This window comes from Streptomyces sp. NPDC058000 (assembly GCF_042886435.1).
In the GTDB taxonomy this organism is placed as follows: domain Bacteria; phylum Actinomycetota; class Actinomycetes; order Streptomycetales; family Streptomycetaceae; genus Streptomyces.
In genome coordinates this window covers 31,177-54,291 of the sequence record NZ_JBHVQS010000060.1, presented here as the reverse complement: position 1 = coordinate 54,291, position 23,115 = coordinate 31,177, and the positions used below count along the sequence as shown (strand labels likewise).

Annotated in this window: 19 protein-coding genes and 1 pseudogene; 16 read left to right on the top strand and 4 right to left on the bottom strand. The window is 72.2% G+C overall.

Going from position 1 to position 23,115, the window contains the following annotated elements:
- Nucleotides 1-156: 156 nt before the first annotated feature.
- From ACFVT2_RS35850 to ACFVT2_RS35840, 3 genes are all read right to left on the bottom strand, one after another.
- Complete coding sequence (locus ACFVT2_RS35850) at nucleotides 157-384, bottom strand: DUF3107 domain-containing protein (protein ID WP_390024946.1); 228 nt, start codon at nucleotides 382-384, stop codon at nucleotides 157-159.
- Nucleotides 385-526: 142 nt separating this feature from the next.
- Entirely contained in the window at nucleotides 527-1,168 is a 642-nt protein-coding gene (locus ACFVT2_RS35845) for a TetR/AcrR family transcriptional regulator (protein WP_390024944.1), read from the bottom strand.
- Nucleotides 1,169-1,316: 148 nt separating this feature from the next.
- Nucleotides 1,317-1,541: a hypothetical protein gene (locus ACFVT2_RS35840; protein ID WP_390024942.1), complete on the bottom strand. Its 225-nt coding sequence runs from the start codon at nucleotides 1,539-1,541 to the stop codon at nucleotides 1,317-1,319.
- A 149-nt stretch (nucleotides 1,542-1,690) separates the two neighbouring features.
- Here ACFVT2_RS35840 and ACFVT2_RS35835 point away from each other — a divergent pair, with 149 nt between their 5' ends.
- From ACFVT2_RS35835 to ACFVT2_RS35765, 15 genes and pseudogenes are all read left to right on the top strand, one after another.
- Nucleotides 1,691-2,752 (top strand): alpha/beta fold hydrolase, encoded by a 1,062-nt coding sequence (locus ACFVT2_RS35835; RefSeq protein WP_390024940.1) that lies wholly within the window; start codon nucleotides 1,691-1,693, stop codon nucleotides 2,750-2,752.
- A gap of 8 nt (nucleotides 2,753-2,760) precedes the next feature.
- Entirely contained in the window at nucleotides 2,761-4,194 is a 1,434-nt protein-coding gene (locus ACFVT2_RS35830; RefSeq protein ID WP_390024938.1) for a DUF3152 domain-containing protein, read from the top strand.
- 176 nt (nucleotides 4,195-4,370) lie between these two features.
- On the top strand, nucleotides 4,371-4,463 hold the full coding sequence (locus ACFVT2_RS35825) for an Ms4533A family Cys-rich leader peptide (RefSeq protein ID WP_390024936.1): 93 nt from the start codon (nucleotides 4,371-4,373) through the stop codon (nucleotides 4,461-4,463).
- A gap of 179 nt (nucleotides 4,464-4,642) precedes the next feature.
- Complete coding sequence (locus tag ACFVT2_RS35820; RefSeq protein ID WP_390024934.1) at nucleotides 4,643-6,382, top strand: ABC transporter substrate-binding protein; 1,740 nt, start codon at nucleotides 4,643-4,645, stop codon at nucleotides 6,380-6,382.
- Entirely contained in the window at nucleotides 6,379-7,338 is a 960-nt protein-coding gene (locus ACFVT2_RS35815) for an ABC transporter permease (RefSeq protein ID WP_390024932.1), read from the top strand. Before ACFVT2_RS35820 ends, ACFVT2_RS35815 begins: the two co-directional genes overlap by 4 nt.
- On the top strand, nucleotides 7,335-8,324 hold the full coding sequence (locus tag ACFVT2_RS35810) for an ABC transporter permease (protein WP_390024930.1): 990 nt from the start codon (nucleotides 7,335-7,337) through the stop codon (nucleotides 8,322-8,324). The genes ACFVT2_RS35815 and ACFVT2_RS35810 overlap by 4 nt, the downstream gene beginning before the upstream one ends.
- A complete protein-coding gene (locus ACFVT2_RS35805; RefSeq protein ID WP_390024928.1) occupies nucleotides 8,321-10,030 on the top strand; it encodes a dipeptide ABC transporter ATP-binding protein in 1,710 nt (569 codons plus the stop codon). Before ACFVT2_RS35810 ends, ACFVT2_RS35805 begins: the two co-directional genes overlap by 4 nt.
- A 167-nt stretch (nucleotides 10,031-10,197) precedes the next feature.
- Complete coding sequence (locus ACFVT2_RS35800; RefSeq protein WP_390024926.1) at nucleotides 10,198-11,967, top strand: DUF3492 domain-containing protein; 1,770 nt, start codon at nucleotides 10,198-10,200, stop codon at nucleotides 11,965-11,967.
- A gap of 17 nt (nucleotides 11,968-11,984) precedes the next feature.
- A complete protein-coding gene (locus ACFVT2_RS35795; RefSeq protein WP_390024924.1) occupies nucleotides 11,985-12,209 on the top strand; it encodes a hypothetical protein in 225 nt (74 codons plus the stop codon).
- Nucleotides 12,206-13,453, top strand: coding sequence for a hypothetical protein (locus tag ACFVT2_RS35790; RefSeq protein WP_390024922.1), 1,248 nt, complete (start codon nucleotides 12,206-12,208; stop codon nucleotides 13,451-13,453). Before ACFVT2_RS35795 ends, ACFVT2_RS35790 begins: the two co-directional genes overlap by 4 nt.
- A 250-nt stretch (nucleotides 13,454-13,703) precedes the next feature.
- A complete protein-coding gene (locus tag ACFVT2_RS35785) occupies nucleotides 13,704-14,663 on the top strand; it encodes an NAD-dependent epimerase/dehydratase family protein (RefSeq protein ID WP_390024920.1) in 960 nt (319 codons plus the stop codon).
- A gap of 169 nt (nucleotides 14,664-14,832) precedes the next feature.
- Nucleotides 14,833-14,919 (top strand): annotated as a pseudogene (locus tag ACFVT2_RS35780) (phage tail protein); the annotation flags it as partial.
- Between the two features lie 97 nt (nucleotides 14,920-15,016).
- Complete coding sequence (moeZ, locus tag ACFVT2_RS35775) at nucleotides 15,017-16,195, top strand: adenylyltransferase/sulfurtransferase MoeZ (RefSeq protein ID WP_390024919.1); 1,179 nt, start codon at nucleotides 15,017-15,019, stop codon at nucleotides 16,193-16,195.
- A gap of 194 nt (nucleotides 16,196-16,389) precedes the next feature.
- Nucleotides 16,390-16,770 carry a hypothetical protein gene (locus tag ACFVT2_RS35770; protein ID WP_390024918.1) on the top strand — a complete coding sequence of 127 codons (381 nt, stop codon included), beginning with the start codon at nucleotides 16,390-16,392 and terminating at the stop codon, nucleotides 16,768-16,770.
- Nucleotides 16,752-19,364, top strand: coding sequence for a DUF6185 family protein (locus tag ACFVT2_RS35765; RefSeq protein WP_390024916.1), 2,613 nt, complete (start codon nucleotides 16,752-16,754; stop codon nucleotides 19,362-19,364). Before ACFVT2_RS35770 ends, ACFVT2_RS35765 begins: the two co-directional genes overlap by 19 nt.
- 36 nt (nucleotides 19,365-19,400) lie before the next feature.
- Here ACFVT2_RS35765 and ACFVT2_RS35760 read toward each other — a convergent pair whose 3' ends face one another.
- A complete protein-coding gene (locus tag ACFVT2_RS35760; RefSeq protein ID WP_390024914.1) occupies nucleotides 19,401-22,415 on the bottom strand; it encodes a lysylphosphatidylglycerol synthase domain-containing protein in 3,015 nt (1,004 codons plus the stop codon).
- A 187-nt stretch (nucleotides 22,416-22,602) separates the two neighbouring features.
- Between ACFVT2_RS35760 and ACFVT2_RS35755 the strand changes: the two genes are divergently transcribed.
- Nucleotides 22,603-23,055, top strand: a complete 453-nt coding sequence (locus tag ACFVT2_RS35755) for an MGMT family protein (RefSeq protein ID WP_390024912.1) — start codon at nucleotides 22,603-22,605, stop codon at nucleotides 23,053-23,055.
- Nucleotides 23,056-23,115 lie beyond the last annotated feature (60 nt).

Here is a 23,115-nt window from a genome sequence, read left to right as displayed (position 1 = left end):
TTTACCCTCTGGGTTTTCTCTTGTTGTGGGGGGGTTGTTGGTTTGTTTTTTTTTTTTATTATCCAAACCCCCCGGGGGGGGCGCGCTTTGCCCTCCGCCGCCCCCCCCCCGCCCTGTGTCAGTGATGGCGCCTCAGCGCCGGGGTGCTGCCGCCGCTCAGGGCGCGCCGAAGCCGACCTTGCGGGCGGTCGGCTCGCCGAGCTCCACGTAGGCCACCCGGTCCGCCGCGACGAAGACCCTGCGACCGTGATCGTCCACCAGGCTCAGCAGCTCCGCCTTGCCGGTCAGGGCGTCGCTCACCGCGCGCTCGACCTCCTCGGCAGACTGCCCGCTCTCCAGAACGATCTCGCGCGGCGCGTGCTGCACGCCGATCTTGACCTCCACGGCTACTGTCCCTCCGACGGTCTGGGGGTCCCCCGAGCGTCAGCCGGGGGAGGGTGCGCGGTCAGCCGCGCGGTACGCAGCACACATTAGCCCGGTACGGGGACGGACAGGACGTCGCCAGCCACGCCAGCAGCGAACACGGTCAGTGTGTGTCGCTGCCGTGCAGCGGGAATCCTGCGATGCCCTTCCAGGCGAGCGAGGTCAGCAGCTGCACCGCGGTGTCCCGCGGCACCTGGCTCTCCGAGGACAGCCAGTACCGCGCCACGACCTGGGAGACCCCGCCCAGGCCCACGGCCAGCAGCATCGACTCGTCCCGCGACAGCCCGGTGTCCTCGGCGATCACCGCGCTGATCGCCTCGGCGCACTCCAGGGACACCTTGTCCACCCGCTCGCGGACGGCCGGCTCGTTGGTCAGGTCCGACTCGAAGACCAGCCGGAAGGCGCCGCCCGGGTCCTCCACGTACGCGAAGTAGGCGTCCATCGTGGCGGCCACGCGCTGCTTGTTGTCGTTGGTCGACGCCAGGGCCGTGCGCACCGAGTGCAGCAGCGCCTCGCAGTGCTGGTCCAGCAGCGCCAGGTAGAGCTCCAGCTTGCCGGGGAAGTGTTGGTAGAGCACCGGCTTGCTGACGCCGGCCCGCTCGGCGATGTCGTCCATCGCGGCCGCGTGGTAGCCCTGCGCGACGAACACTTCCTGGGCCGCGCCCAGGAGCTGGTTCCGCCGGGCTCGGCGTGGCAGGCGTGTGCCCCGCGGGCGCGCCGCCTCGGTCTGCTCGATGGCGCTCACGCTGCCTCCCAGAAATCGTTCCGTTTGCGGTCCGTACAAGGTGGTGCACCGCGGCCGTCATCGTACTTTTGGGTAACGGCGCTGTGTGCGGTCCGGGGTGAGAAATTCTGCCCGGCACCACTCTCCGAAGCCGACATAACGCCCCAGGTCATCGGTATTCGTCTTCGTTGAGCTCGACGACCCGGGCCTGTTCGGCGCGGTCCGCCTCGTTCGAGGAGAATTCGCTGCCGGTCACGGTCTCGTCGCGCTGCGGTGCGAGCTCGGCGTGCTGCTCGGCGGCGTCGGCCTCCGGCGCCTCCACGTCGATCTGGGTGAGGGCCGGGCCGTTCGTCGCTTCCTCGAAGGTGTCAGGGTCTGTCGGGTCGACGTGCATGGTGGCTCCCTTGTCCGGTGCGTGCGGGGGCCGTGGTCCGCGGGTGGCCGCCCTAGCTACGAGCCTAGGAGAGCGGTTGCGCCAGCGCGATGCGGTGTGTGACCGCGAACACACAATCGGGGGCGTGATCGTCTCGTAACATCGACAGCATGTCTTCGACCGAGTCGCCGGACACCGCGACAGCCGCCGCCTTCCCGGTGCCGCCGGCCGGACCCGGCGCCCCGGGTGCCGCGGACGAGGCGGTCGAGTGGGTGTCGCCGGCGTCGCCGCCACGGCTGACGATGGCCGTCCGGACCCCGGGCGAGCCGGCCGACGCCGCCGGCCGGGACCGCGAACCCGCCCTCTACGTCCACGGCCTGGGCGGCTCGTCCCGGAACTGGTCGGCCCTGATGCCGCTGCTCGCCGACCGGCTGGCCGGCGAGGCGATCGACCTCCCCGGCTTCGGCGAGTCACCGCCGCCGGACGACGGCAACTACTCGGTCTCCGCACAGGCCCGCGCGGTCATCCGCTACCTCGACGCGGCCGAGCGCGGCCCCGTCCACCTCATCGGCAACTCCATGGGCGGCGCGGCGACGACCCGGGTCGCGGCGATGCGCCCCGATCTGGTCCGCACCCTCACCCTGATCTCCCCCGCACTGCCCGAACTCCGGCCGCAGCGGACGGCGGTGCCCACCGCACTGCTCGCGGTCCCCGGCGTGGCCCGGCTGTTCAGCCGGCTCACCCGCGAATGGACGCCGGAGCAGCGCACCCGCGAGGTGCTGGCGCTCTGCTACGGCGATCCGGCCCGGGTCACTCCCGAGAGCTTCGGCTCCGCGGTCGAGGAGTACGCCCGACGGCTCGAACTCCCTTATTTCTGGGAGGTGATGGAGCGTTCGGCGCGCGGTGTGGTCAACGCCTACACGCTCGGCGGCCAGCACGGTCTGTGGCGTCAGGCCGAACGGGTCCTGGCACCCACCCTCCTCGTCTACGGTGGACGCGACCGCCTGGTCTCCATCCGGATGGCGCGGCGGGCGGCCGCGGCGTTCCGCGGCTCACGGCTGCTGACACTTCCGGAGGCGGGACACGTGGCGATGATGGAGTACCCCGAGGCGGTGGCACGGGCCGTCCGCGACCTGGTCGACTCCGCCGCGGACCGGTCCGGAGCCCCCGGTGCGGACGCCGGATCCGGCCGAGCGGTCGATGCCGCGCAGCCTGCTGTGGGCGGGAGCTGACGGGCCCCATGGGACGACACAGCCGCCGGGGCGGGCCGCAGCGCCCGTCCGGTGACGCGGCCGAGGCCGCCGGCAGTACGCCGCACGTCCCGGGGCCGGGGCGCCGCCGCCGGGTGACCGGGCCGCCGGAGGGCGGTGGGATGGTCCGCGGTGGCCACCCCGAGCAGCGCGAGCCGGGCGGAGGCTGGGGCGCGGTCCCGGAGCCGACCACCCACGGCGCCGCCGCGTACGCGCCGGGCGCTCCGCCCGCGCCGAGGATCCCCCGGCCGCGGGCCGCCGAGCCCGACGGGCCCCTTTCCGGCACGCCCCCGTTCGGCACGTCCGCGGCCGGCACGCCCGTGTTCGGCGCGCCGGTGGTGTCGCCGGGTGGTGGGCCGGGGCCGCGGCGGGAGTATCTGGAGGCGTTCGGCGGGTCGGGCCGGCCGGTCGCGCGGGGCCCTGGGCCCGCCGACTTCCCGGCGGGCTTCCCCCGCGAGGGGGCCGCGGCCTTCCTGGACGGGGCTTCCGACGGCACGTCCGGCGCGGTGTTCGCCGCTCCGACGGCCGGTCGGGGCGGTGGCGACGCGGTCACGGCCGAGGGCGAGGAGGCGGCCGGGGACGATACCGGGTCCGGGGACGCGGTGCGCGTGGCCCGGAAGAGCACCAAGGCGCGGACGATCACCGGTGCGGCGGCCGCGGCGGTGACCACCGCACTCGCCGTCGTCATCGCGGGCCAGGTCGCCGACCAACACCGGGACGACGGCGGGGCGCAGGCCCGCAGCGGTGACGACCGGACCGACGGCGGCACCGACCAGGCGTCGCGCTCCGAGGTGCGGGCCGGCCAGGACGCCAAGCCCGCCGACTACGCCACCCAGATGGCGCAGGTCTTCCCGCTGGACCCGAAGTTGACCGCCAGCGGCCGGTTCCGGCCGGTCGGCGGCGACGCCAGGGCGCCCGGCCACGGCAAGGTGCTGCGTTACCGGGTCGACGTCGAGGAGGGACTGCCGCTGGACGGCGAGCTGTTCGCCGAGGCGGTGCACAAGACCCTCAACGACGACCGGAGTTGGGCGCACGGTGGGCAGCGGACCTTCCAGCGGGTGGGGTCCGGCGACGCGGACTTCGTGATCTCGTTGGCGAGCCCCGGGACCACCGGGAAGTGGTGCGCCAAGTCCGGTCTGGACACCACCGAGGACAACGTTTCCTGCGACTCGGCGGCCACCGAGCGCGTGATGATCAACGCCTACCGGTGGGCGCAGGGCGCCAAGACCTACGGCTCCGACAAGATGCTGGCCTACCGGCAGATGCTGATCAATCACGAGGTCGGGCACCGGCTCGGGCACAACCACGAGGTCTGCTCGCGGCCGGGCGCGCTCGCCCCGGTGATGATGCAGCAGACCAAGTTCCTGACCACGGACGGGGCGACCTGCCGGCCCAACTCCTGGCCGTACCCGACCGGACAGTGAGCCGCACCCGGCGGGCGTGAGGCGCCTTGTCGGTCGGGCGTGAGGCGCCTCGTGGGCCGGACGTGAGGCGCCTCGTCGGTCAGGCGTGTGACGCTTCGTCGGTCAGGTGTGAGACACATTGTCTCGTATTCTGAGACGCCTTGCCAGGAACCGAACCTCCGTTCCATCATCTGCGCATGCCGCACCGCCACGCCACCGACCGCGCCGCTCTCCAGCTGGCGCTGATCGGCGTGTCCGTGCAGAGCGTGGCCGACGTCGACTGTCGCTGAGGCCCGCCCGGTCCCGTTGAGGCGCGAACGCCTCCCGGACCGGGGTGTTTCCCCCGCGTCGCCACGTAATTCCGTTGTGATTTCTCTTCGTTGACGTGTCCGCAGGGGCGGCCTCGCGCGCCACCGCGCCCTCCTGCCGTCCCGTGCGGGTGCTTCCTGCTGTGAAAGGCACCCCTCCCATGGCCGAGCCGGTCCCCTCCCGCCACCCGTCCCGCACCGTGACCCGGGTGGCCGCCGCCGTGGTCGTCGCCGTCCTCGCCGGGGGCGCGGCGGCCTGCGGCCCCAAGGACGCCGGCGCCGGCGGTGGTGCGGACGCCGCACCCGTGAAGGGCGGCACCCTGACCGTCCTCAACTCCGATCCGCAGACCAACTTCGACCCCGCCCGGCTCTACACCTCCGGCGGCGGGAAGGTGCCCACCCTGGTCTTCCGCACCCTGACCACCCGCAACCGGGCCAACGGCGCGGCCGGCACCAAGGCCGTCCCGGACCTCGCCACCGACACCGGACGGCCCAGCAAGGACGCCACGGTGTGGACCTACACCCTCAAGGACGGCCTGAAGTTCGAGGACGGCACCCCGATCACCAGCGCCGACGTCAAATACGGCATCGAGCGCTCCTTCGCCCCCGAACTCTCCGGCGGCGCCCCCTATTTGCGGGACTGGCTGGTCGGCGGCGAAGCCTATGAGGGCCCGTACAAGGACACTTCCAAGGACGGGCTGAAATCCATCGAGACCCCGGACGACAAGACCCTGGTCTTCCATCTGCGCAAGCCGGAAGGGGAATTCCCGCTGCTGGCCACGCAGACTCAGTTCACGCCGGTACCGCGCAGCAAGGACACCGGTACGAAATACGAGGAACACCCGATCTCCTCGGGGCCGTACAAGGTCGTATCGAACACCGGGGACGGCGAACACCTCGTCCTCAAACGCAATGCACACTGGTCGGAGAAGACCGACGACCAGCGGCACGCCTATCCCGACACCATCGACGTGAAATCGGGGCTCGACCCCGCGGTCATCAACCAGCGCCTGTCGACCGGATCGGGCGCCGACGCCGCCGCGGTCACCACCGACACCAACCTCGGACCCGCCGAACTCGCCCAGATCGCGGGCGACCCGGAACTGAAGAAGCGGGTCGGCACCGGCCATTTCGGCTACACCAATTACCTCGCCTTCAACCCGAAGGTGAAGCCCTTCGACAATCCGAAGGTGCGGCAGGCAATCGCCTACGCCGTCAACCGGCAGAGCGTGGTCAACGCGGCCGGCGGATCCTCGCTCGCCGAATCCGCCACCACCTTCCTGCCGAACCAGAAATCCTTCGGCTACACCCCGTACGACCCCTTCCCGGCCGGGAGGACCGGAAATCCGCAGAAGGCCCGGGAACTCCTTGCGGAAGCCGGCTACGACAACGGGCTGACGATCACCCTCACCCACTCCACCGCCAAGAACTTCGCGACCAGCCCGGAAGTCGCCACCGCCGTCCAGGAATCCCTCAAGAAGGCCGGAATCACCGTCAAACTGGCCGGACTTGAGGACAATGCCTACAAGGAGAAGATTCACAGCGTCACGGACGAGCCGGGCCTGTTCATCGGCGGCTGGGGCGCCGACTGGCCGTCCGGCGGCCCGTTCCTCGCGCCGATCTTCGACGGCCGGCAGATCGTCAAGGACGCCTACAACTTCAACCACGCCCAGCTCGACGACCCGGCGGTCAACCACGAGATCGACGAGATCAACAAGCTGACCGACCTGGCCGCGGCGGCCAAGCGGTGGGGCGCCCTGGACCGCACCGTCGGCCGGCAGGCGGTGTCCGTGCCGCTCTTCCACCCGGTCTACAAGCGGCTCTACGGCAAGGACATCAAGAACGTCGTGATCAGCGACTGGGACGGCGTCCTCGACATCTCGCAGGTCTCGGTCAAGTGACGAACCGTCAAGAAGTAAGCGCATGGCGGCGGTTGCGGGCGCGGCCGGGTGTCGTGGCGGCCGCCGCCGTCCTCGCGGCGCTCGCCCTGCTCGCCCTCGCCGCCCCGCTGCTGGCGGCCCTGGCGGGCCAGGACCCCACGACGTACCACGACGACCTGATCGACTCGGCCCGCGGCGGGGTGCCGCTCGGCCCGTACGGCGGGATCAGCGGCGACCACTGGCTGGGCGTCGAACCGGGCACCGGCCGGGACCTCTTCGCCCGGCTGCTGTACGGCGCCCGGATCTCCCTGCTGGTCGCGTTGGGCGCCACCGTCGTCCAGGTGCTCATCGGGGTGACCGTCGGGCTGGCCGCCGGACTCGGCGGCCGGTTCGCCGACACCGTGCTGTCCCGCCTCACCGACGTCCTGGTGGCGCTGCCGATGCTGGTCTGCGGGGTGGCCCTGACCTCGGTCGTACCGGCCGGCTTCCCCCGGCCGCTGCTGCTGGTCATCGTCATCGGGCTGCTCAACTGGGGCGGCACCTCCCGCATCGTGCGTGCCCAGACCCTCTCGCTGAAGAAGCTGGACCACGTGGCCGCGGCCCGGCTCGGCGGGGCCGGGCCCTGGCGGGTGGCCCGCCGGGAACTCCTGCCCGCGCTCGCCGCCCCGGTCATCACCTACGCGGCGCTCCTGGTCCCGACGAACATCGTGGTCGAGGCGTCACTTTCCTTCCTGGGCATCGGCGTCAAACCGCCCACCTCCTCGTGGGGGCAGATGCTCTCCACGGCCACCACGTGGTTCCGCGCCGACCCGCTGTACGTCCTGCTGCCCGCCGTCTTCCTGTTCGTCACGGTCCTCGCACTGACCGTCCTCGCGGACGGGGTCCGCGCCGCGCTCGACCCGCGGGAACGGTCCCGGCTGCGGATCGGCACCCCGGGCGCGCGGCGGATCCGCCGGGAGAGGAGCGCCACCGCATGACCGGCCACGTCCTGCGCCGACTGGGCGGCGCGCTGATCGTCCTGTTCCTGCTGTCCGTCGTCGTCTACCTGCTCTTCTACGTCGCACCCGGCGACCCCGCCCGGCTCGCCTGCGGACCCCGCTGCGACGCCGGCCAGATCCGCCAGGTGCGCGAACAACTCGGCCTGAACGAGAGCCCGGTGGCGCAGTACCTGCACTTCCTCCAGGCCGTCGCCGTCGGCCGAGACTTCTCCACCGGGACCGGCGTCCTGCACTGCCAGGCGCCCTGCCTGGGCCTCTCGTACCAGAACGACCAGCCGGTCACCACGCTGCTCGCCGACCGGCTGCCGGTCACCGCCTCCCTCGCGTGCGGCGCGATGGTGCTGTGGCTGCTGCTCGGCGTCGGCACCGGACTGCTCTCCGCGCTGCGCCGCGGCGGACCGACCGAGCGGGTACTGACGGTGCTCACCCTCACCGGCACCGCCACCCCCGTCTTCATCACCGGGCTGCTGCTCCTGATGCTGTTCTGCGCCTCCCTCCAGTGGCTGCCGTTCCCGTCCTACGTCCCACTGACCGAGGACCCCGAGCAGTGGGCCTGGAACCTGCTGCTGCCCTGGACGGCACTGGCCCTGCTGGAATCCGCCAAATACGCCCGGCTGACCCGCTCCGCCACCCTGGAGACGCTGGCCGAGGACCACATCCGCACCTTCCGCGCCTACGGGCTCCGCGAGCGGGCGGTCATCGGCCGGCACGCGCTGCGCGGCGCCCTGCCGCCGGTGATCGCGCTCAACGCCGTCGACCTCGGCACGATGTTCGGCGGCGCGATGCTCACCGAGACCCTGTTCGGCCTGCCCGGCCTGGGCCAACTGATGGTCCACTCGGTCCGCACCGTGGACCTGCCGGTGGTGGTCGGGACGGTGCTGGTCATCGGCGCCGCCGTGGTCGTGGCCAACGCCGTCGCCGACGTCCTGTACGCGTTCGCCGACCGAAGGGTGACCCTCACGTGACCGCACAACCGACCGACCCGCTGGTCGAGGTCACCGGCCTGACCGTCGACTTCCCGACCGCGGCGGGCGACGTCCGCGCCGTGGACGGGCTCTCGTTCCGCCTCGCGCCCGGCCGGGCGCTCGGCCTCGTCGGCGAGTCCGGGTCCGGGAAGTCCACCGTCGCCGCGGCCCTGCTGGACCTGCACCGCGGCACCGGCGCACGGGTGGCCGGCACGGTCCGGGTCGCCGGACAGGACGTGCTCGCCGCCCCCGACGCCGCACTGCGCCGGCTGCGCGGCGGCACCGCGGCGATGGTCTTCCAGGACCCGCTCTCCTCCCTGGACCCGTACTACGCCATCGGCGACCAGATCGCCGAGGTCCACCGGGTGCACCGGCCGGGCACCTCCCGGCGGGCCGCCCGGGCCCGGGCCGTCGAGGTACTGGACCGGGTCGGGATCGCGGACGCGGCCCGCCGGTCCCGGGCCCGGCCGCACGAGTTCAGCGGCGGGATGCGGCAGCGCGCGCTGCTGGCGATGGCGCTGGTCTGCGAGCCGCGGCTGCTGATCGCCGACGAACCGACCACCGCACTGGACGTCACCGTCCAGGCGCAGATCCTCGACCTGCTGCACGAACTGCGCACGGAGAGCGGACTGGGCCTGATCCTGGTCACCCACGACCTCGGGGTGGCCGCCGGCAGCGTGGACGAACTGCTGGTGCTGCGCAACGGGCGGGAGGCGGAACGCGGCCCCGTCGCCGAGGTGCTCGGCGCCCCGCGCGCCGCGTACACCAAGGAGCTGCTGGCGGCGGTGCCCCGACTGGACGCCGTACGGATACCGGCGCCGGCCGTGACACCGCCCGGGCCGGCCGCCGCGGACCCCGCCCCGGGCGAGCCGCTGCTCGAAGTCACCGGCCTGCGGCGGGAGTTCGGCCGCGGCCGGGCCCGTACCACCGCCGTCGACGGCGTCTCGCTGACCGTCTCCGCCGGGGAGGTGCTGGGCCTGGTCGGCGAGTCCGGAAGCGGCAAGACCACGCTCGGCCGGATGCTGGTCCGCCTCCTGGAACCCACCGCCGGGAGCCTGCGCTACCGCGGCCGGGAGGCCGGCCGGCTCGGCGAGCGCCAACTGCGGCCGCTGCGCGCAGAGGTGCAGATGGTCTTCCAGGACCCCTCGTCCTCGCTCAACCCGCGCCGCACCATCGGCGAGTCGGTGGCCGACCCGCTGCGCGCGGCGGGAGGGTCGGACGAGGGGCGGATCGCGGGGCGGGCCAAGGAACTGCTGGAGCGGGTCGGCCTCGACCCGGACTGGTACCACCGCTATCCGCACGAGTTCAGCGGCGGCCAGCGGCAGCGCGTCGGCATCGCCCGGGCCCTGGCGCCCACGCCCCGCCTACTGGTCTGCGACGAACCGGTCTCCGCGCTCGACGTCACCACCCAGGCGCAGATCATGGCCCTCCTCGCCGAACTCCGCCGGGAGTTGGGCCTCGCACTGGTCTTCATCGCCCACGACCTGGCGGTGGTCCGGGCGGTCAGCGACCGGGTGGCGGTGCTGCGGGCCGGCCGGATCGTCGAGGAGGGGCCGGTCGACCGGGTGTACGACAGCCCGCAACACCCCTACACCCAGGGGCTGCTGGCGGCCGTCCCGGTACTGGATCCGCAGATCGCGGCCGGGAAGCGGGCGGTGCGGGCGATCGCCCAGCCACCGGCCCTCCGCGACCCAACGCCCCCATAGCGCGGCGAAACGCCCCGAGGGGTGGAAAGTCACGCGTGTTCACCCCTTCCGGTGGCGCGACGGACAACCGTCCATCGCGCCACCGGCCCCTTTGCGTAGCTTCTTCCTGCAGGTGGCGGGGGTCGTGCCGCGCCAGGACGCCGATATGGGAGGACGGGGGTGCCGTCGTGCGCATTGGACTGCTCACCGAGGGTGGCTATCCCTATGCGTCCGGTGAGGCGCACGGATGGTGCGAGCGGCTCGTCCGCGGGCTCGCCGGCCATGACTTCGCGCTCTACGCGCTGACCACGCACCCTCGGCAGGAGGCCCGCGGCCCCGTCGAACTGCCGGCCAACGCCCGGCTCACGGGGCAGGCGCCGCTGTGGGGCGACGCCTCGGCGCACCGCCGGACCGCCGCGGAGCACCCGCGGGGCCGGGCCGTCGGCCGCCGCGCCCGGCGCCGCTTCGCCGAGCACTTCGGCGACCTGGTGGCGGCCTGCGCGGTGCTGGCGGCGGGGGAGCGGGCCGCCGGTGCGGACGGCGCCGCGGACGGCCAGGCGGACCGTTTCGCCAGTGGCCTCTACGGGCTCGCCGACCTCGCCCGGGCCGGTGCCGCGCTGCCCGCCCTGCTCCGCTCCGAGGGCGCCGTCCGCGTCCTGGAGGCCGTCTGCCACCGGCCCGGTGCGTCGCCCGCCCTCCAAAGTGCCCAGGTCACCGACCTGTTGGCGGTCGCAGCCGAGCTGGAGTCGGCGCTCCGCCCGCTCGCCCTGGACTGGTACGGCGACGCCGGACTCGCCGGGGTCGACCTCTGCCACGCCACCTCGGCCGGTGCCGCCGCGCTCCCGGGACTGCTGGCCAAGCGCTTCTTCGGGACCCCGCTCCTGGTCACCGAGCACGGCGTGCGGCTGCGCGAGCACTACCTCGCGCACCCCGCCGCGCCGCGCCCCGCACCGGTCCGTGCGCTGCTCACCGCCTTCCGGCGCGCCCTCGCCGCCGAGACCTACGCCCAGGCCGCGCTGATCACCCCCGGCGGCACCCGGGCCCGCCGCTGGCAGGAGCGCTGCGGGGCGGACCCGGCCCGGCTGCGCACGGTGTACCCGGGCAGGGACGCCGGCCCCTTCGCGGCCGTCCCGGACGCCGCCGCGGACGATTCCGCGACCCTGGTGTGGACCGGCGCCATCGCCCCGGACAAGGACCTGATCGGACTGCTGCACGCCTTCGCCGAACTCCGTAGGGCCGTCCCCGCCGCCACCCTGAGGATCATCGGCGGCCTCGGCGCCGACCCGGAGGCCGCCGGATACCGCACCCAGTGCCGAGCGCTGGCCGCCCAGCTCTTCCCCGACGAGGCCGCCGACGCCCGGTCCGCCGGGGAGAACCCGGTCAGCTTCGAGGAGTTCGGCGGTCCCACCGCGCCCACCCCGGCGGACGCCTACGCCTCGGCGACGGTGGTGGTGCTCTCCAGCGCCGTCGAGGGGTTCCCGCGCTCCCTGGTGGAGGCGATGTTCTGCGGCCGCGCCACGGTGTCCACCGACACCGGCGCGGTCTGCGAGGTGATCGGCGGCACCGGTCTGGTGGTCCCGCCGCGCAACCCCCGCGCGCTGGCCGACGCCTGCCGGGCACTGCTCGCCGACCCGGAGCGGCGCGCCCGGCTGGGCGCCGCGGCCCGCGCCCGGGCCCTCGAACTCTTCACCGTCGAGCAGAACATCGCGGCATTTCGTGGCATCTATCTGGAGCTGATCGCGCACGCACCGGACGGTCCGGCGGGGTGCGACGGCACGGCCGGGGACGGCGTCCCGCGGCCCTTCGCCCGACCCCCGGAATCCCGGGTGCCCGGCGGGCCGTTGCCGACCGGCGCCGCCCGCACGCCGAGCTGGGTACGGGCCGACCGGGCGGGCGGACGGGCCCGGCGCACACGGTACGGGGCGGCCGGCGAACCGGCCGCCGGGCAGGTGTGGTGAGGGTGAGGGAGGCGGCAGTGGTGACAGTCGTGCTGGACGTGGTCTGCGCGGTGGGCGTGGTGGGCACGGCCCTGGTGACCGGGATGGCGGACGTGGCGCACGAGGGGAGTCGGGTCGGCGCCCGGAGGTGGGGCCGGCCGCCCGTCGGGCGTGGTCGGCGCGCCGGGCTCTCGCGGCCCGCCCGCGGCGTCCGCGCCACCGACCCCTGTCCCGGGGACCGGGGGAGAGGAGACGGCGCATGACCGCCCCGGAGAGCGGCACCGCGGCGCCGCCCGCCCCCCGGCCGGCCCCGCGACACGGCCCCGCCGACCCCGTCAAGATCCTGATGCACCGTCACCGCACCTTGTGCGAACGGGCCATTGACCCGTTGGAGATCGCTGCCGGCCTGGAGGCGCACGGGGTCACCGACCGCGCCGCCGCCCGCTTCCGGCACCGCGACGTCTTCTCCCTGGCCGAGGAGCTCTACGCCCGCGTCCCGCGCGCCGACGAACCGGAGCAGCGGGCCGCGGGGGAGCCGGAGGACGAGTCGGGCCCGGACCCGGCCCCGCTGGTCCCCGCGCCCGCTCCCCCCTCCCGGGTCGCCCGCGCCGCGGTGCAGCTGCTGCCCGGCGCGATCGGCCTCGCCACGGTCGCCGCCCACGCCTCCGTCAAACCCTCACCCATGCCTCTCCTGCCCACAGTCGACGCGGCCGGGCTGCTGTTCACCGTCCTCGCGCTGCGGCTGGCGCTGCGGCACGGGCCGCTGCGGCTGCGGCGCGGTCCCGGATCCCGGACGGCGGTGCTGTGGGCCGCCTGGACGGTCGGGTACGCGGTCTACGGCGACTGGCTGCTGGCGCAGCTGCGCTCCGGCGGACCCGACGTGCCCGGCCCGCACCCCCGGGCGGCCGTCGCCGCCGCGGTGGCGCTGGCCTGCGCGCTCGCCCCGGCCGCCGGTTGCGCCCACTGGTTCGCGGTCCGGGCCCGACGCGGACTGGCCACCAGCCGCGCGCTGGCCGAACTCGCCTCCCGCGTGCGGCCGTTGCTGGCCGGCGCCACCCTGCTCTTCCTCGTCGCCACGGTGGCGCTGACGCTCGGCGCCCACCTGCTCCTCGCCGGCGTGGGGAGCCCCGGCGGCCGGTCGGCCGTCCCGGCGGTCTGCGCGCTGGCGGTGCTGCTCTTCCTCGCCCGGCTGCTCGCGGTGCACGGCTTCCCGACGGCCGCCGCGGCCGGCCTCGGCACCGCCGCCGCGCTGGAAGCGGCGGTGCTGGCCCTAGTCCTGGCCGCCCGGCTCCCCGGTCTGGCCCCGCTCGGCGTCCCGGTGGAGGCCCTGGTCCGCGCCGCCGGGCTCGCCGCGGTCCCCGCCGTCGCCGGCACCCTCGCCGCGCTGGGCCTCCTCGTCCACGGCCTGCGGGCGCTCACCGGCGCCTGCGCGCACCCGCCCTCCCCCACGCCCGACCGGCGCGGGGGTACCCCCACCCTCGACCCGGTGGAGGCCCGCCGGTCATGAGCTGCCCCACCGGCCCGTACGGGCCCCCGTACCCCGCTTTCCCCGCGGCGCGGCGCCCCGGTGCCGTCGCCCCGCCCGCCCCGGCCACCGCGCCGCGGACCCCACCCCCCACCGGGCCCCCGCCCCCAGGGGCGGACGCCGAATCCGCGGCCGGAGCCGGAGGCATTGGCCCGCTTCCCTCGATCCGCATGAGGAGTCCACACATGAACGTCCACCCGACCACACGGCACGCGCGCAGGGGGGCCGCACGATGAGGGTGCTGCTCATCGGCGCGAACGGGTACCTCGGCCGCTACGTCGCCGACCGCCTGCTCGCCGACCCCGCCGTCCAGCTCACCGCCCTCGGCCGGGGAGACGACGCCGACGTCCGCTTCGACCTCGCCACCGGCAGCCCCGGGGCGCTCACCCGCTTCCTCGACGCGGTGCACCCCGGCGTGGTGGTCAACTGCGCCGGCACCACCCGCGGCGGCGCCCGGGAGCTGACCCGGCACAACACCGTCGCGGTCGCCACCATCTGCGAGTCGCTGCGCCGCAGCGGCTGCGGCGCCCGCCTGGTCCACCTGGGGTGCGCCTCCGAGTACGGGCCCTCGCAGCCCGGCTCGTCCACCGCCGAGGACGCGGTGCCGCGCCCCGGCGGCCCGTACGGGGTCAGCAAGCTGGCCGCCACCGAACTGGTGCTGGGCTCCGGGCTCGACGCCGTGGTGCTGCGGGTCTTCTCGCCGGTCGGCCCGGGCACCCCGGCCGGGTCGCCGCTGGGCCGGCTCGCCGAGGCGATGCGGCGTGCCATGCAGTCCGGGGACAGCGAGCTCAAGCTGGGCGGCCTGGGCGTGCAGCGGGACTTCGTCGACGTCCGGGACGTGGCCCGGGCGGTGCACGCCGCCTCGCTCTCCGCCGCGCAGGGCGTGGTCAACATCGGGACCGGGCGCGCGGTGCGGCTGCGGGAGGCGGCCGCGGTGCTCGCCCGGGTCGCCGGGTTCGGCGGCTCGCTGCACGAACTCGACTCGCCGCCGGCCCGGTTGGTGATCCCGGCCCCGGCCGCCGAAGGGCACGCGGCCGGCGCGCCGCTCACCGCGTACCCGTATCCGGACGGCTGCGGCACCTGGCAGCAGGCCGATGTGCGCACCGCCCGCGACCGGCTCGGTTGGCGCCCGCGGATCGTTCTGGAGGAGTCCCTCGCCGACATCTGGATGGAGGCCGCATGTCGTATCTGAGCACGCCTTCGGACACCGGCGCCCGGCTCGACCCGTCCCGGCCTCCCGGCCGCCGCACGGATCTGTGAGACGGATGTCCGCCTGTTGAGACACCTGGGCAGGGGGCGGGGTGCCCGCCCCTTGGCCGAGCCGGTCTCCGCCGCCCACCGCGCGCCGGGCCGGCGGGACGACCACGGCCGGCGGCGACACCTGGGAGCCGCTGCCCGGCTACTGGGACGGATTCGTCTCGCGCATCGGACCAGGTGTCTCGGAATGAAGAAGGGCGTGGCAGTGTTACGGGAAGAACAATCTCCACCGTTCCCGGTTCCGGCCGGGGCGGGGGAAGCCCATCGAGACCGACCAACGGAGTCCCCGTGTCGCTGCCACCCCTGGTCGAGCCCGCTCCTGAGCTCACCGTCGACGAGGTCCGCAGGTACTCCCGCCACCTGATCATCCCCGATGTCGGGATGGACGGGCAGAAGCGGCTGAAGAACGCCAAGGTGCTGTGTGTCGGCGCCGGCGGCCTGGGTTCGCCCGCGCTGATGTACCTGGCCGCGGCCGGCGTCGGCACCCTGGGCATCGTGGAGTTCGACGAGGTCGACGAGTCGAACCTGCAGCGCCAGATCATCCACAGCCAGGCGGACATCGGCCGTTCCAAGGCCGCCTCCGCCAAGGACACGGTGGTCGGCATCAACCCGTACGTCACGGTCAACCTCCACGAAGAGCGCCTGGACTCCACCAATGTCATGGAGCTCTTCGCCCAGTACGACCTGATCGTCGACGGCACGGACAACTTCGCCACCCGCTACCTCGTCAACGACGCCTGCGTGCTGCTGAACAAGCCGTACGTCTGGGGTTCCATCTACCGCTTCGACGGCCAGGCGTCGGTGTTCTGGAGCGAGCACGGCCCCTGCTACCGCTGCCTGTACCCGGAGCCCCCGCCGCCCGGCATGGTGCCGTCCTGCGCCGAGGGCGGCGTGCTCGGCGTGCTCTGCGCCTCCATCGGCTCGATCCAGGTCAACGAGGCCATCAAGCTGCTCGCCGGCATCGGTGACCCGCTGGTCGGCCGCCTGATGATCTACGACGCGCTGGAGATGACATACCGCCAGGTCAAGGTCCGCAAGGACCCCAACTGCGCGGTCTGCGGCGAGAACCCGACCGTCACCGAGCTGATCGACTACGAGGCGTTCTGCGGTGTGGTCTCCGAGGAGGCCCAGGAGGCGGCGGCCGGTTCGACGATCACTCCGCGGCAGCTCAAGGAGTGGATCGACGCCGACGAGAAGATCGACATCATCGACGTCCGGGAGCCCAACGAGTACGAGATCGTCTCGATCCCCGGCGCCCGACTGATCCCGAAGAACGAGTTCCTGATGGGCACCGCCCTCCAGGACCTCCCCCAGGACAAGAAGATCGTCCTGCACTGCAAGACCGGCGTCCGCTCCGCCGAGGTCCTCGCGGTCCTCAAGGCCGCGGGCTTCGCCGACGCGGTGCACGTCGGCGGCGGCGTCATCGGCTGGGTCAACACCGTCGAGCCTGAGAAGCCCGTCTACTGAGCATTCACCCCGGCGGGTCGTGGCGATGACGTCGCGGCCCGCCGTTGTGCTGCCGGAAGACGGTTCCGGACGCCCCGAGCCCGGGCCCGACGAGGCGTCCGGCCTGCATGGACTCCCGCCGCGCCGTCCTGTTGCCGGCCACCCAGCCGCCACTTATCGTGATCACATCAACGCTCTACGTAGTGGAGGCAGAGGTGAGCACTCAGGAGACGAACCCGCGGTCGAGCCTCCCGCGGTTCGAGGAGGCCGAACCTCTCGGGCCGCAGGACGCGGCATTCGTCCAAGACCTGGTCGCGGTCCTGGAACGACACGGCAACCTGGAGCGCTTCGGCCTGTGCCTGCTGCACGACCACTTTCGCCTGGCCGCGGACGAGACCCTGGTCGAGACGACCGATAAGGAGTCGCGCACCCTCCACACCCGCGTGGAGAAGGTGAGCGCCACCCGGCATAACAAGCCCTCCCAGTGGCGATTCCTCCCCGGCGTGCACCACTCACGCCGCGGCGAGTTCGCCGGCGACCCCTATGAGGTCATCCTGGTGTGCGACCCCTACAGCGGATGTCCGCCTCGGAAATGACGTCGGTGGCGTGGCGGTGGATCGTCCTCGCGTGCCTGACGCTCGGGTGCTGGGCGGCACAACCGGCGCAGGCATACGCCGCCGATGCGGTTCATTGCCCGGCAACGCAACTCACGAAGGCCAACGTCCTCAAATCCACGCTGACCCTCAGTCAACGGCATCAGGATTTCGTCGAGGTACGGCAGGAATTAATCATCGAGGTGCCGGAATGGCAGTGGCGGCTCGCAGGTGACTTGACGCTCAGCGCGGATTCCCCTAGGTACCGAAATGCCATGTACTGCCTGCTGCACGCGGAGAGTGAAACGCGGGAGGGGTTCGAGAAATGGCATCCAGAGTGGAAATCCAGTAGCTCCCGGTCGACCAAGGATAAAGGCCTGGTCACGGTACATTACGGGTCATGGAATCTGATCGGTGACGAACCTGGCGAATATGAAGTGGGTCCATGGACGGTTAGCGTCGAATCGGGAAAATGGGTAGCCGGGCTCTACTCGCAGGGCGCCCTGCGAGAATCCTCATGGCAGGAAGTCGAGGTCGATCCCGGCGCCCTGGGAATCAGTGAAGCCCCCAGGGCAACGAGGACGAGTAAAGACAGTAGCAGAGTGTGGTATGCATACAGCCCGAAGGGTATTGAGGTCCAATTGATGCCCCTCCGGGCTACTTCTCTGGAACCGATTCGCCAAGCCTGGATCAAATATCTAGGAATCACCTCCTGGTGGGTCTGCGCCTCAGTCGTGATCTTCGTGTCGGCGGGGAAATTCCTTAATCGCATCAAAAACGCCGGCAACTCCGAGGAGACCGCTTCAAAGACATTGGCCATCATGGTTTTGGGGTGGGCAGGGGTGAGCGCGGTCCTCGGATTGGCGTTTGTTCTGGTGCTCCGCCCCTCCCCCGATGTAACCCAATGGCGCGCCCTCATTGGAGTCGTGTCGGGTCCCATTCTCGTCCTCTGTGTGTGGCTTTCCGTGGTGCAGAGCTCAAACGGCAGTCACCCGAGACTGAAGAAGATTTGCGTAGTGATGGTCGTCACCGTCTTCTTGGTGGCGGGGGTCGGTCTGCTGGTGATCTTCGGTCACCGCCTCTTCGGCCTCCCGAAGAATCTCATCCCGAAAGCCCCGCTGTCAGGCGTGGGAATTGCTGGGCTGATCCTGCTGGACCTTTCCATTCTGTGGCTGTGGCTGATCGCGATGGTCGCCTGGGGCTGGCGCTTTGCGCGAGAAGTAAAAGTGAGCGAACCCTCAAGCGGAACCGAACCAGGCCAAGATGAATCCTCAATCGAGCGCGAACCTGAGCATCCGCTCCGCCATATCGTCGCCATCGGAGCCGCGCTCGCCGTGGTCGCAGGCATGGTGGTGGCGTGCCGCGTACTGTCCGCTGAACTGAGGTGGAAACGTGCAAACTGGATGGCGGAAGCAACCGTGCTTTTCCGCACTGATCGCGGAAGCGACCTGGGATACCAACTCGCGGATTTCGCATCCAGGGGCCCTGAATGGGCGTACGCCTACACGTGGGTACTATCGGGAATCGCACTCGTGGCGCTACTCCACCGCAGTTCCCGAACCGAACCAGAGAAGCCTCTTGGGCCGAAGGGGGCGGACCTGCTGCTGGTGTCCGCAATCTTCGCCATCGTTGTGGCGTTGCGGGGAACTCTGTTCGCAGGAAGTGTGGCGGCAGTGTACGGATTATGGGTACCAATGAATATGGCCGCACTCTACGCCATGGTGAAGGCGGGGCGTCGCTGGTCTGTGCTGAGCCGAGTGGACCGAAAAACAGGGAAGCAATGCGTCGTAGCGGAACTGAGCGACCCGGCAAAGTACGGGAAGCTGTTGGACGATGCCCACCGCTGCCGCGATCTGCTCCACCGGCTGCGCCTCGTTGATCACGGGCGGGCGAAGGAAAGGACGAGACAAAGCCTGGAGAAGCAACTCCGCTTGCTGCACCACTGGCGACCCAACCACTGGCGACCCATCGGATCTGACAAGGACTGCCTACCGGACCCGGTATCCGTGGTCGACGTCGCCCTTAGCTGGGGACCATGCCGGAACTGGTGGGGAAACGGTGTCAATGCCGCGCGCTGGGCCGCCATCTTCGGAATTCTTCCCAGTATGGTCGCCGCCTGGTATAAGCAAGCATTCGGTGCGAAGCACTGGACATTCACGCTCAACTCACCAACAGGCGTTCCGGATACGGTGGGGTTTTTCCTGATGCAGGAGATCTCCTTCGCCGGTGCAGGACTGGTGTTGGGGGCGCTGTGGCGCCTACTGCCCGGAGAGCGTGGCCCAGTGCGGGCCTTCAACCTGTTCATCGCCTGGCTCGTCCCGATCGGTGTGGTCGCCGCGCTCAATGTCAGCATCGGCCACAAGGACCTGGGCTTGGCAGTGCTGGACGTCATCCTGATGCTCATGGTGCTGACCCTGGCGAGCATGTGGATGGATACGGACACGTTCAGCCGTGAGCGGCCCTACGCGACACGACGCCTGGGACTGGTGACATCGATCTATCAGGCGCACGGCCTCTCCGGGGTGATCGCCTTCCTGATCGCGCAGGTGGCGACCGCGGTGACGATCTGGCACCAGATCGTCACCCCACCGAAGTGACCCGTCAGGCGACTGCCCACGGCGCGCCGTGCTCGCTCAGATCTCGCCCTTGCGGCTGAGGAAGGTGAAGGCCAGCCAGCCCGGCAGCACCGGCAGCCAGAAGACCACCAACCGGAAGAGCAGCACCGCCGGGACCGCCGTGTCGGCCGGCAGCCCGCCGAAGGTCAGCGCACCGACCAGCGCGGCTTCCACGGCGCCCACCCCGCCCGGCGTCGGCGCCGCAGAGCCCAGCGCGTTACCCGCCAGGAAGGCCACCGCGATACCGGCGTAGCTGATCTTGTCGCCGCCGCCGAACGCCCGGATCGAGGCGTCCAGGCACATCACGTTCGCCACCGTCAGCAGCAGCATCCCGCCGATGCCGGTGACCAGCTTCCGCGGCCGCTGGAGGATGTCCAGCATCCGCGGCACCACCCCGGCGAACAGCGACCGCAGCCGGGTCGCCACGAACTTGCGCAGCACCGGGACCGCCGTGACGACCAGGACCAGCACCGCCACCGTCAGCAGACCGGCGATGACCGTCCGGGACGGCGAGATCTGCGGCGCGTGCTCGGTGCCGGTCAGATAGCCGAACGCCAGCAGCAGCACGATGTGGCTGCCCAGCCCGAACAGCTGGGACGCGCCGACGCTCGCCACCGCCAGGCCGGGCCGCACCCCGGCCCGCTGGAGGAAGCGGGTGTTCAGCGCCACCCCGCCGATCGCCGTGGGCGCCACCAGCTTCACGAAGTCGCCCGCGACCTGCGCGAGCAGCGTCCGTAGGAACGAGACCTTCTCGGTGACGAATCCCAGCAGGCTCATCGCCGCCGCGACGTACGTCAGCGCCGAGAAGAACGCCGCCACCAGCACCCACACCCACCGGGCCTGGTTGATCACATCGCCGAGGTTGAAGTTGGTGAGCTGCGACAGCAGCACGTACGCCGCGAACGCACCGGCGATCCAGCTGATCAGGATGCGCGGACTCAGCCGCTCCAGCTTCGCCGGCTCGATCACCGCGGTCGGCCGGATCAGCAGGACCTGCCGGCGGATCTGGGCGAGCAGATCCTCCTCCAGGGCCTCCTCCGACGCCTCTTCCAGGGCCCGCTTCTCGGCGGTCTTCTCCGCGTTCCGCATCGCGCGTTGCGCCTTGCGGTCCTGGGGGCCCTGGGAGTCCCGGGCCTCCCGCGCCTCCTTCGCGGCCTGCGAGGCGGCCAGCACCGCCTCCCGCTCCCGTTTGGACCGCTCCCGGGCCAGCTGGCGCAGGGTGGCCCGGGTGGTGCGGCTGAGCGCGATCGGCTGGAGCAGCGGCAGGCTGTCGGCGACCGCGTCCGGGCCGAGCACCTCGACGGCCGCGGCGACCGCCCGTTCGGCGCCGACCCGCAGCCCGCAGGTGGCCAGCAGCTGGGCGATGTCCATCCGCAGCACCACGTCGCCGGCGGCGATCTCGCCGCCCCGCAGATCGGTCAGCACGATGTTGCCGGAACGATCCACCAGCAGGGCGTCCCCGACCAGCCGCCGGTGGGCGATCCGCCGCGATTGCAGCGCGGCCACCTGCCGCCAGGCGCTGTGCATCAGCTCGTCGGTGATCTCCTCGTCGGCCAGTGCGTCGAAGCTGCGGCCGCCGATGTGCTCGTAGACCAGCATCACCGCGTCCGGGCCCAGTTCGGAGGTGGCGATCAGCTTGGGCGCGTTGGCCCCGGCCGCGATCGCCGCGTACGCCAGCAGCGCCTCCTGCTCCAGGGCCTGCCGCAGGGACTGGAGGCTGCGGCGCTGGTTGATCCCGCGCAGCGACAGCCGCCGCCACACCCGGTAGAAGAAGCCCTGCGCCTGCTGCTCGCGGTCGACGACGGTGACGTCGATCGGCGGGCCGTCCTCCAGGCTGACGAGGTAGCGGCGGCCCCGGTCGGCGTGCTCGGGTTGGGCCGGGTTGTCCGGGTCGCCGATGTCCTCCGCGCGCATCGCGCTGACCGGCCGGAAGCCGACCCGGCGCAGGCCCGCGAGGAGGTTCTGGCCGGTGGGGCGGACGTTGGGCGAGCCGACGGCGTAGAGGGTGCCGAAGGCGACGGTCCAGCCGATCAGCACGGTCACCACGATCGCGAACGGGGTGGTGTACCGCCCGATCAGCACCGCGAAGGCGTCCAGCAGCAGGACGCACCACATCGCCACCCGCCAGCGGGGGCGCCGGGACATCCCCACCGCCGTCATGTAGGCGATCACCGGGGCCAGGTAGCTGTGCACCGGCGGGGAGAGCGCCCCGTTGGCCAGCGGCTGGGTGAGCGCGCTACGGATCGAGGCGGGGGCGGCCTCGGCCACCCACAGGTCGGTGGCGAGTGACACCCCGTGCGCCAGGACGGCGGCCAGCACGCCGTCCGCGATCCGCAGCCCGTCCCGCTTGACCAGGCGTTCCACGGCGAACGCCACCGGCACGATCAGCACCAGGACGCTGGACGCCAGCCCCGCCAGGTTGATCAGCAGCGGTGGGGCCGCCCCGGCGCTCTGCCCGATGTCGTTCTTCAGGCCCTGGGTGGTGCCGTGCGCGAAGGTCGCCAGCGCCAGCACCAGCGCGATCCCGGCGACGCCGAGCAGCAGTCGCAGCAGGTCGGCTGGGCGGTGCACCCGCGCGGGCAGCAGCGGCTCGTCCACCGCGAGCCGGTCGACGTGGAACTCGCCGGTGCCCTGGGAGCCGTCCTCAAAGCGGTGCGCGCCCGTGCGGGGCGCGTCGTCGGCGGTCTTGTGGTGCTCCAGCCGTTCGTCCGGCTGCCGGTCGCCCTGGTCGCTCTCCTTCGTCCGCCGGACGGGCTGGTGCCGCTCTGGTGGCTCGGGCGCCGTGGGCCGTCCCGGCCTCGCGGACGCCTCGGGTCGTTCGGCCTTCTCGATCGTGCTCGCCTTTTCGGTAGCGGGGGCCGTGGTCGGCTCCCGTTCTTGCTTCCCCTCTTCGGCCGCCCGCGGCGCCTGCGGCTGCGCGGTCCCTGCGGTCGGTTCCGGGGTGGTGCCGGTGACCAGCACGTCAGGGGCGCCCGCCTCCCGGGGAGGCGCCGCACCCTGCTGCTCGGCTGTCTCTTCTCGATCTCGTATCACCAGTCACCGTCCGGAAGATGGTGGCATGGCCGTCCGATCCGGGGAGGCATCAGGGTGCATTTGGGGGCCGCGGGAAGCGGAATCACAGCCACCGCACAGGGTCTCCACCGCATTCCGGGCCTTTCCCGGCCGGCGGGGGACCGGACGTCCAAGCCCATTGTCGGTGCTGTGCGGCAGGATGGGCCGAATGAAGGGGACCGGATCCACGGACAGTACGGACGGCACGGACAGCGCCGGCGCCGCCGGTGACCGGGCCGCGCCGGACGACACACCGGGCGCCGCCGTCGAGCTGCCCGACTACGCGGAGCGGGTCCTCGGCGTCGCCGAGCTGATCCCACCCGGCAAGGTCATGACGTACGGCGACGTCGCCGAGTGGCTCAAGGACGAGGAACACCCGCACGGACCGGCGCCGGGCGGCCCCCGGCAGGTGGGGCGGGTGATGGCCCTCTACGGCGGCGCGGTGCCCTGGTGGCGGGTGGTGCGCGCGGACGGCGTCCTGCTCCCCGGGAACGAACTGCGCGCCCTGACCCACTACCGGGACGAGGGCACGCCCCTGAAGGGAGCCCCGGCGGCGTCCGAGGGCCACATACCGCGGATCGACATGCGCCGGGCGCGGTGGGACGGCGGCGACGGAGCCTAGGGCCGGTCCGGCGGATCGGGGCCGGGTCCGCGGATCAGGGCCGGGTCCGCGGTGTGATCC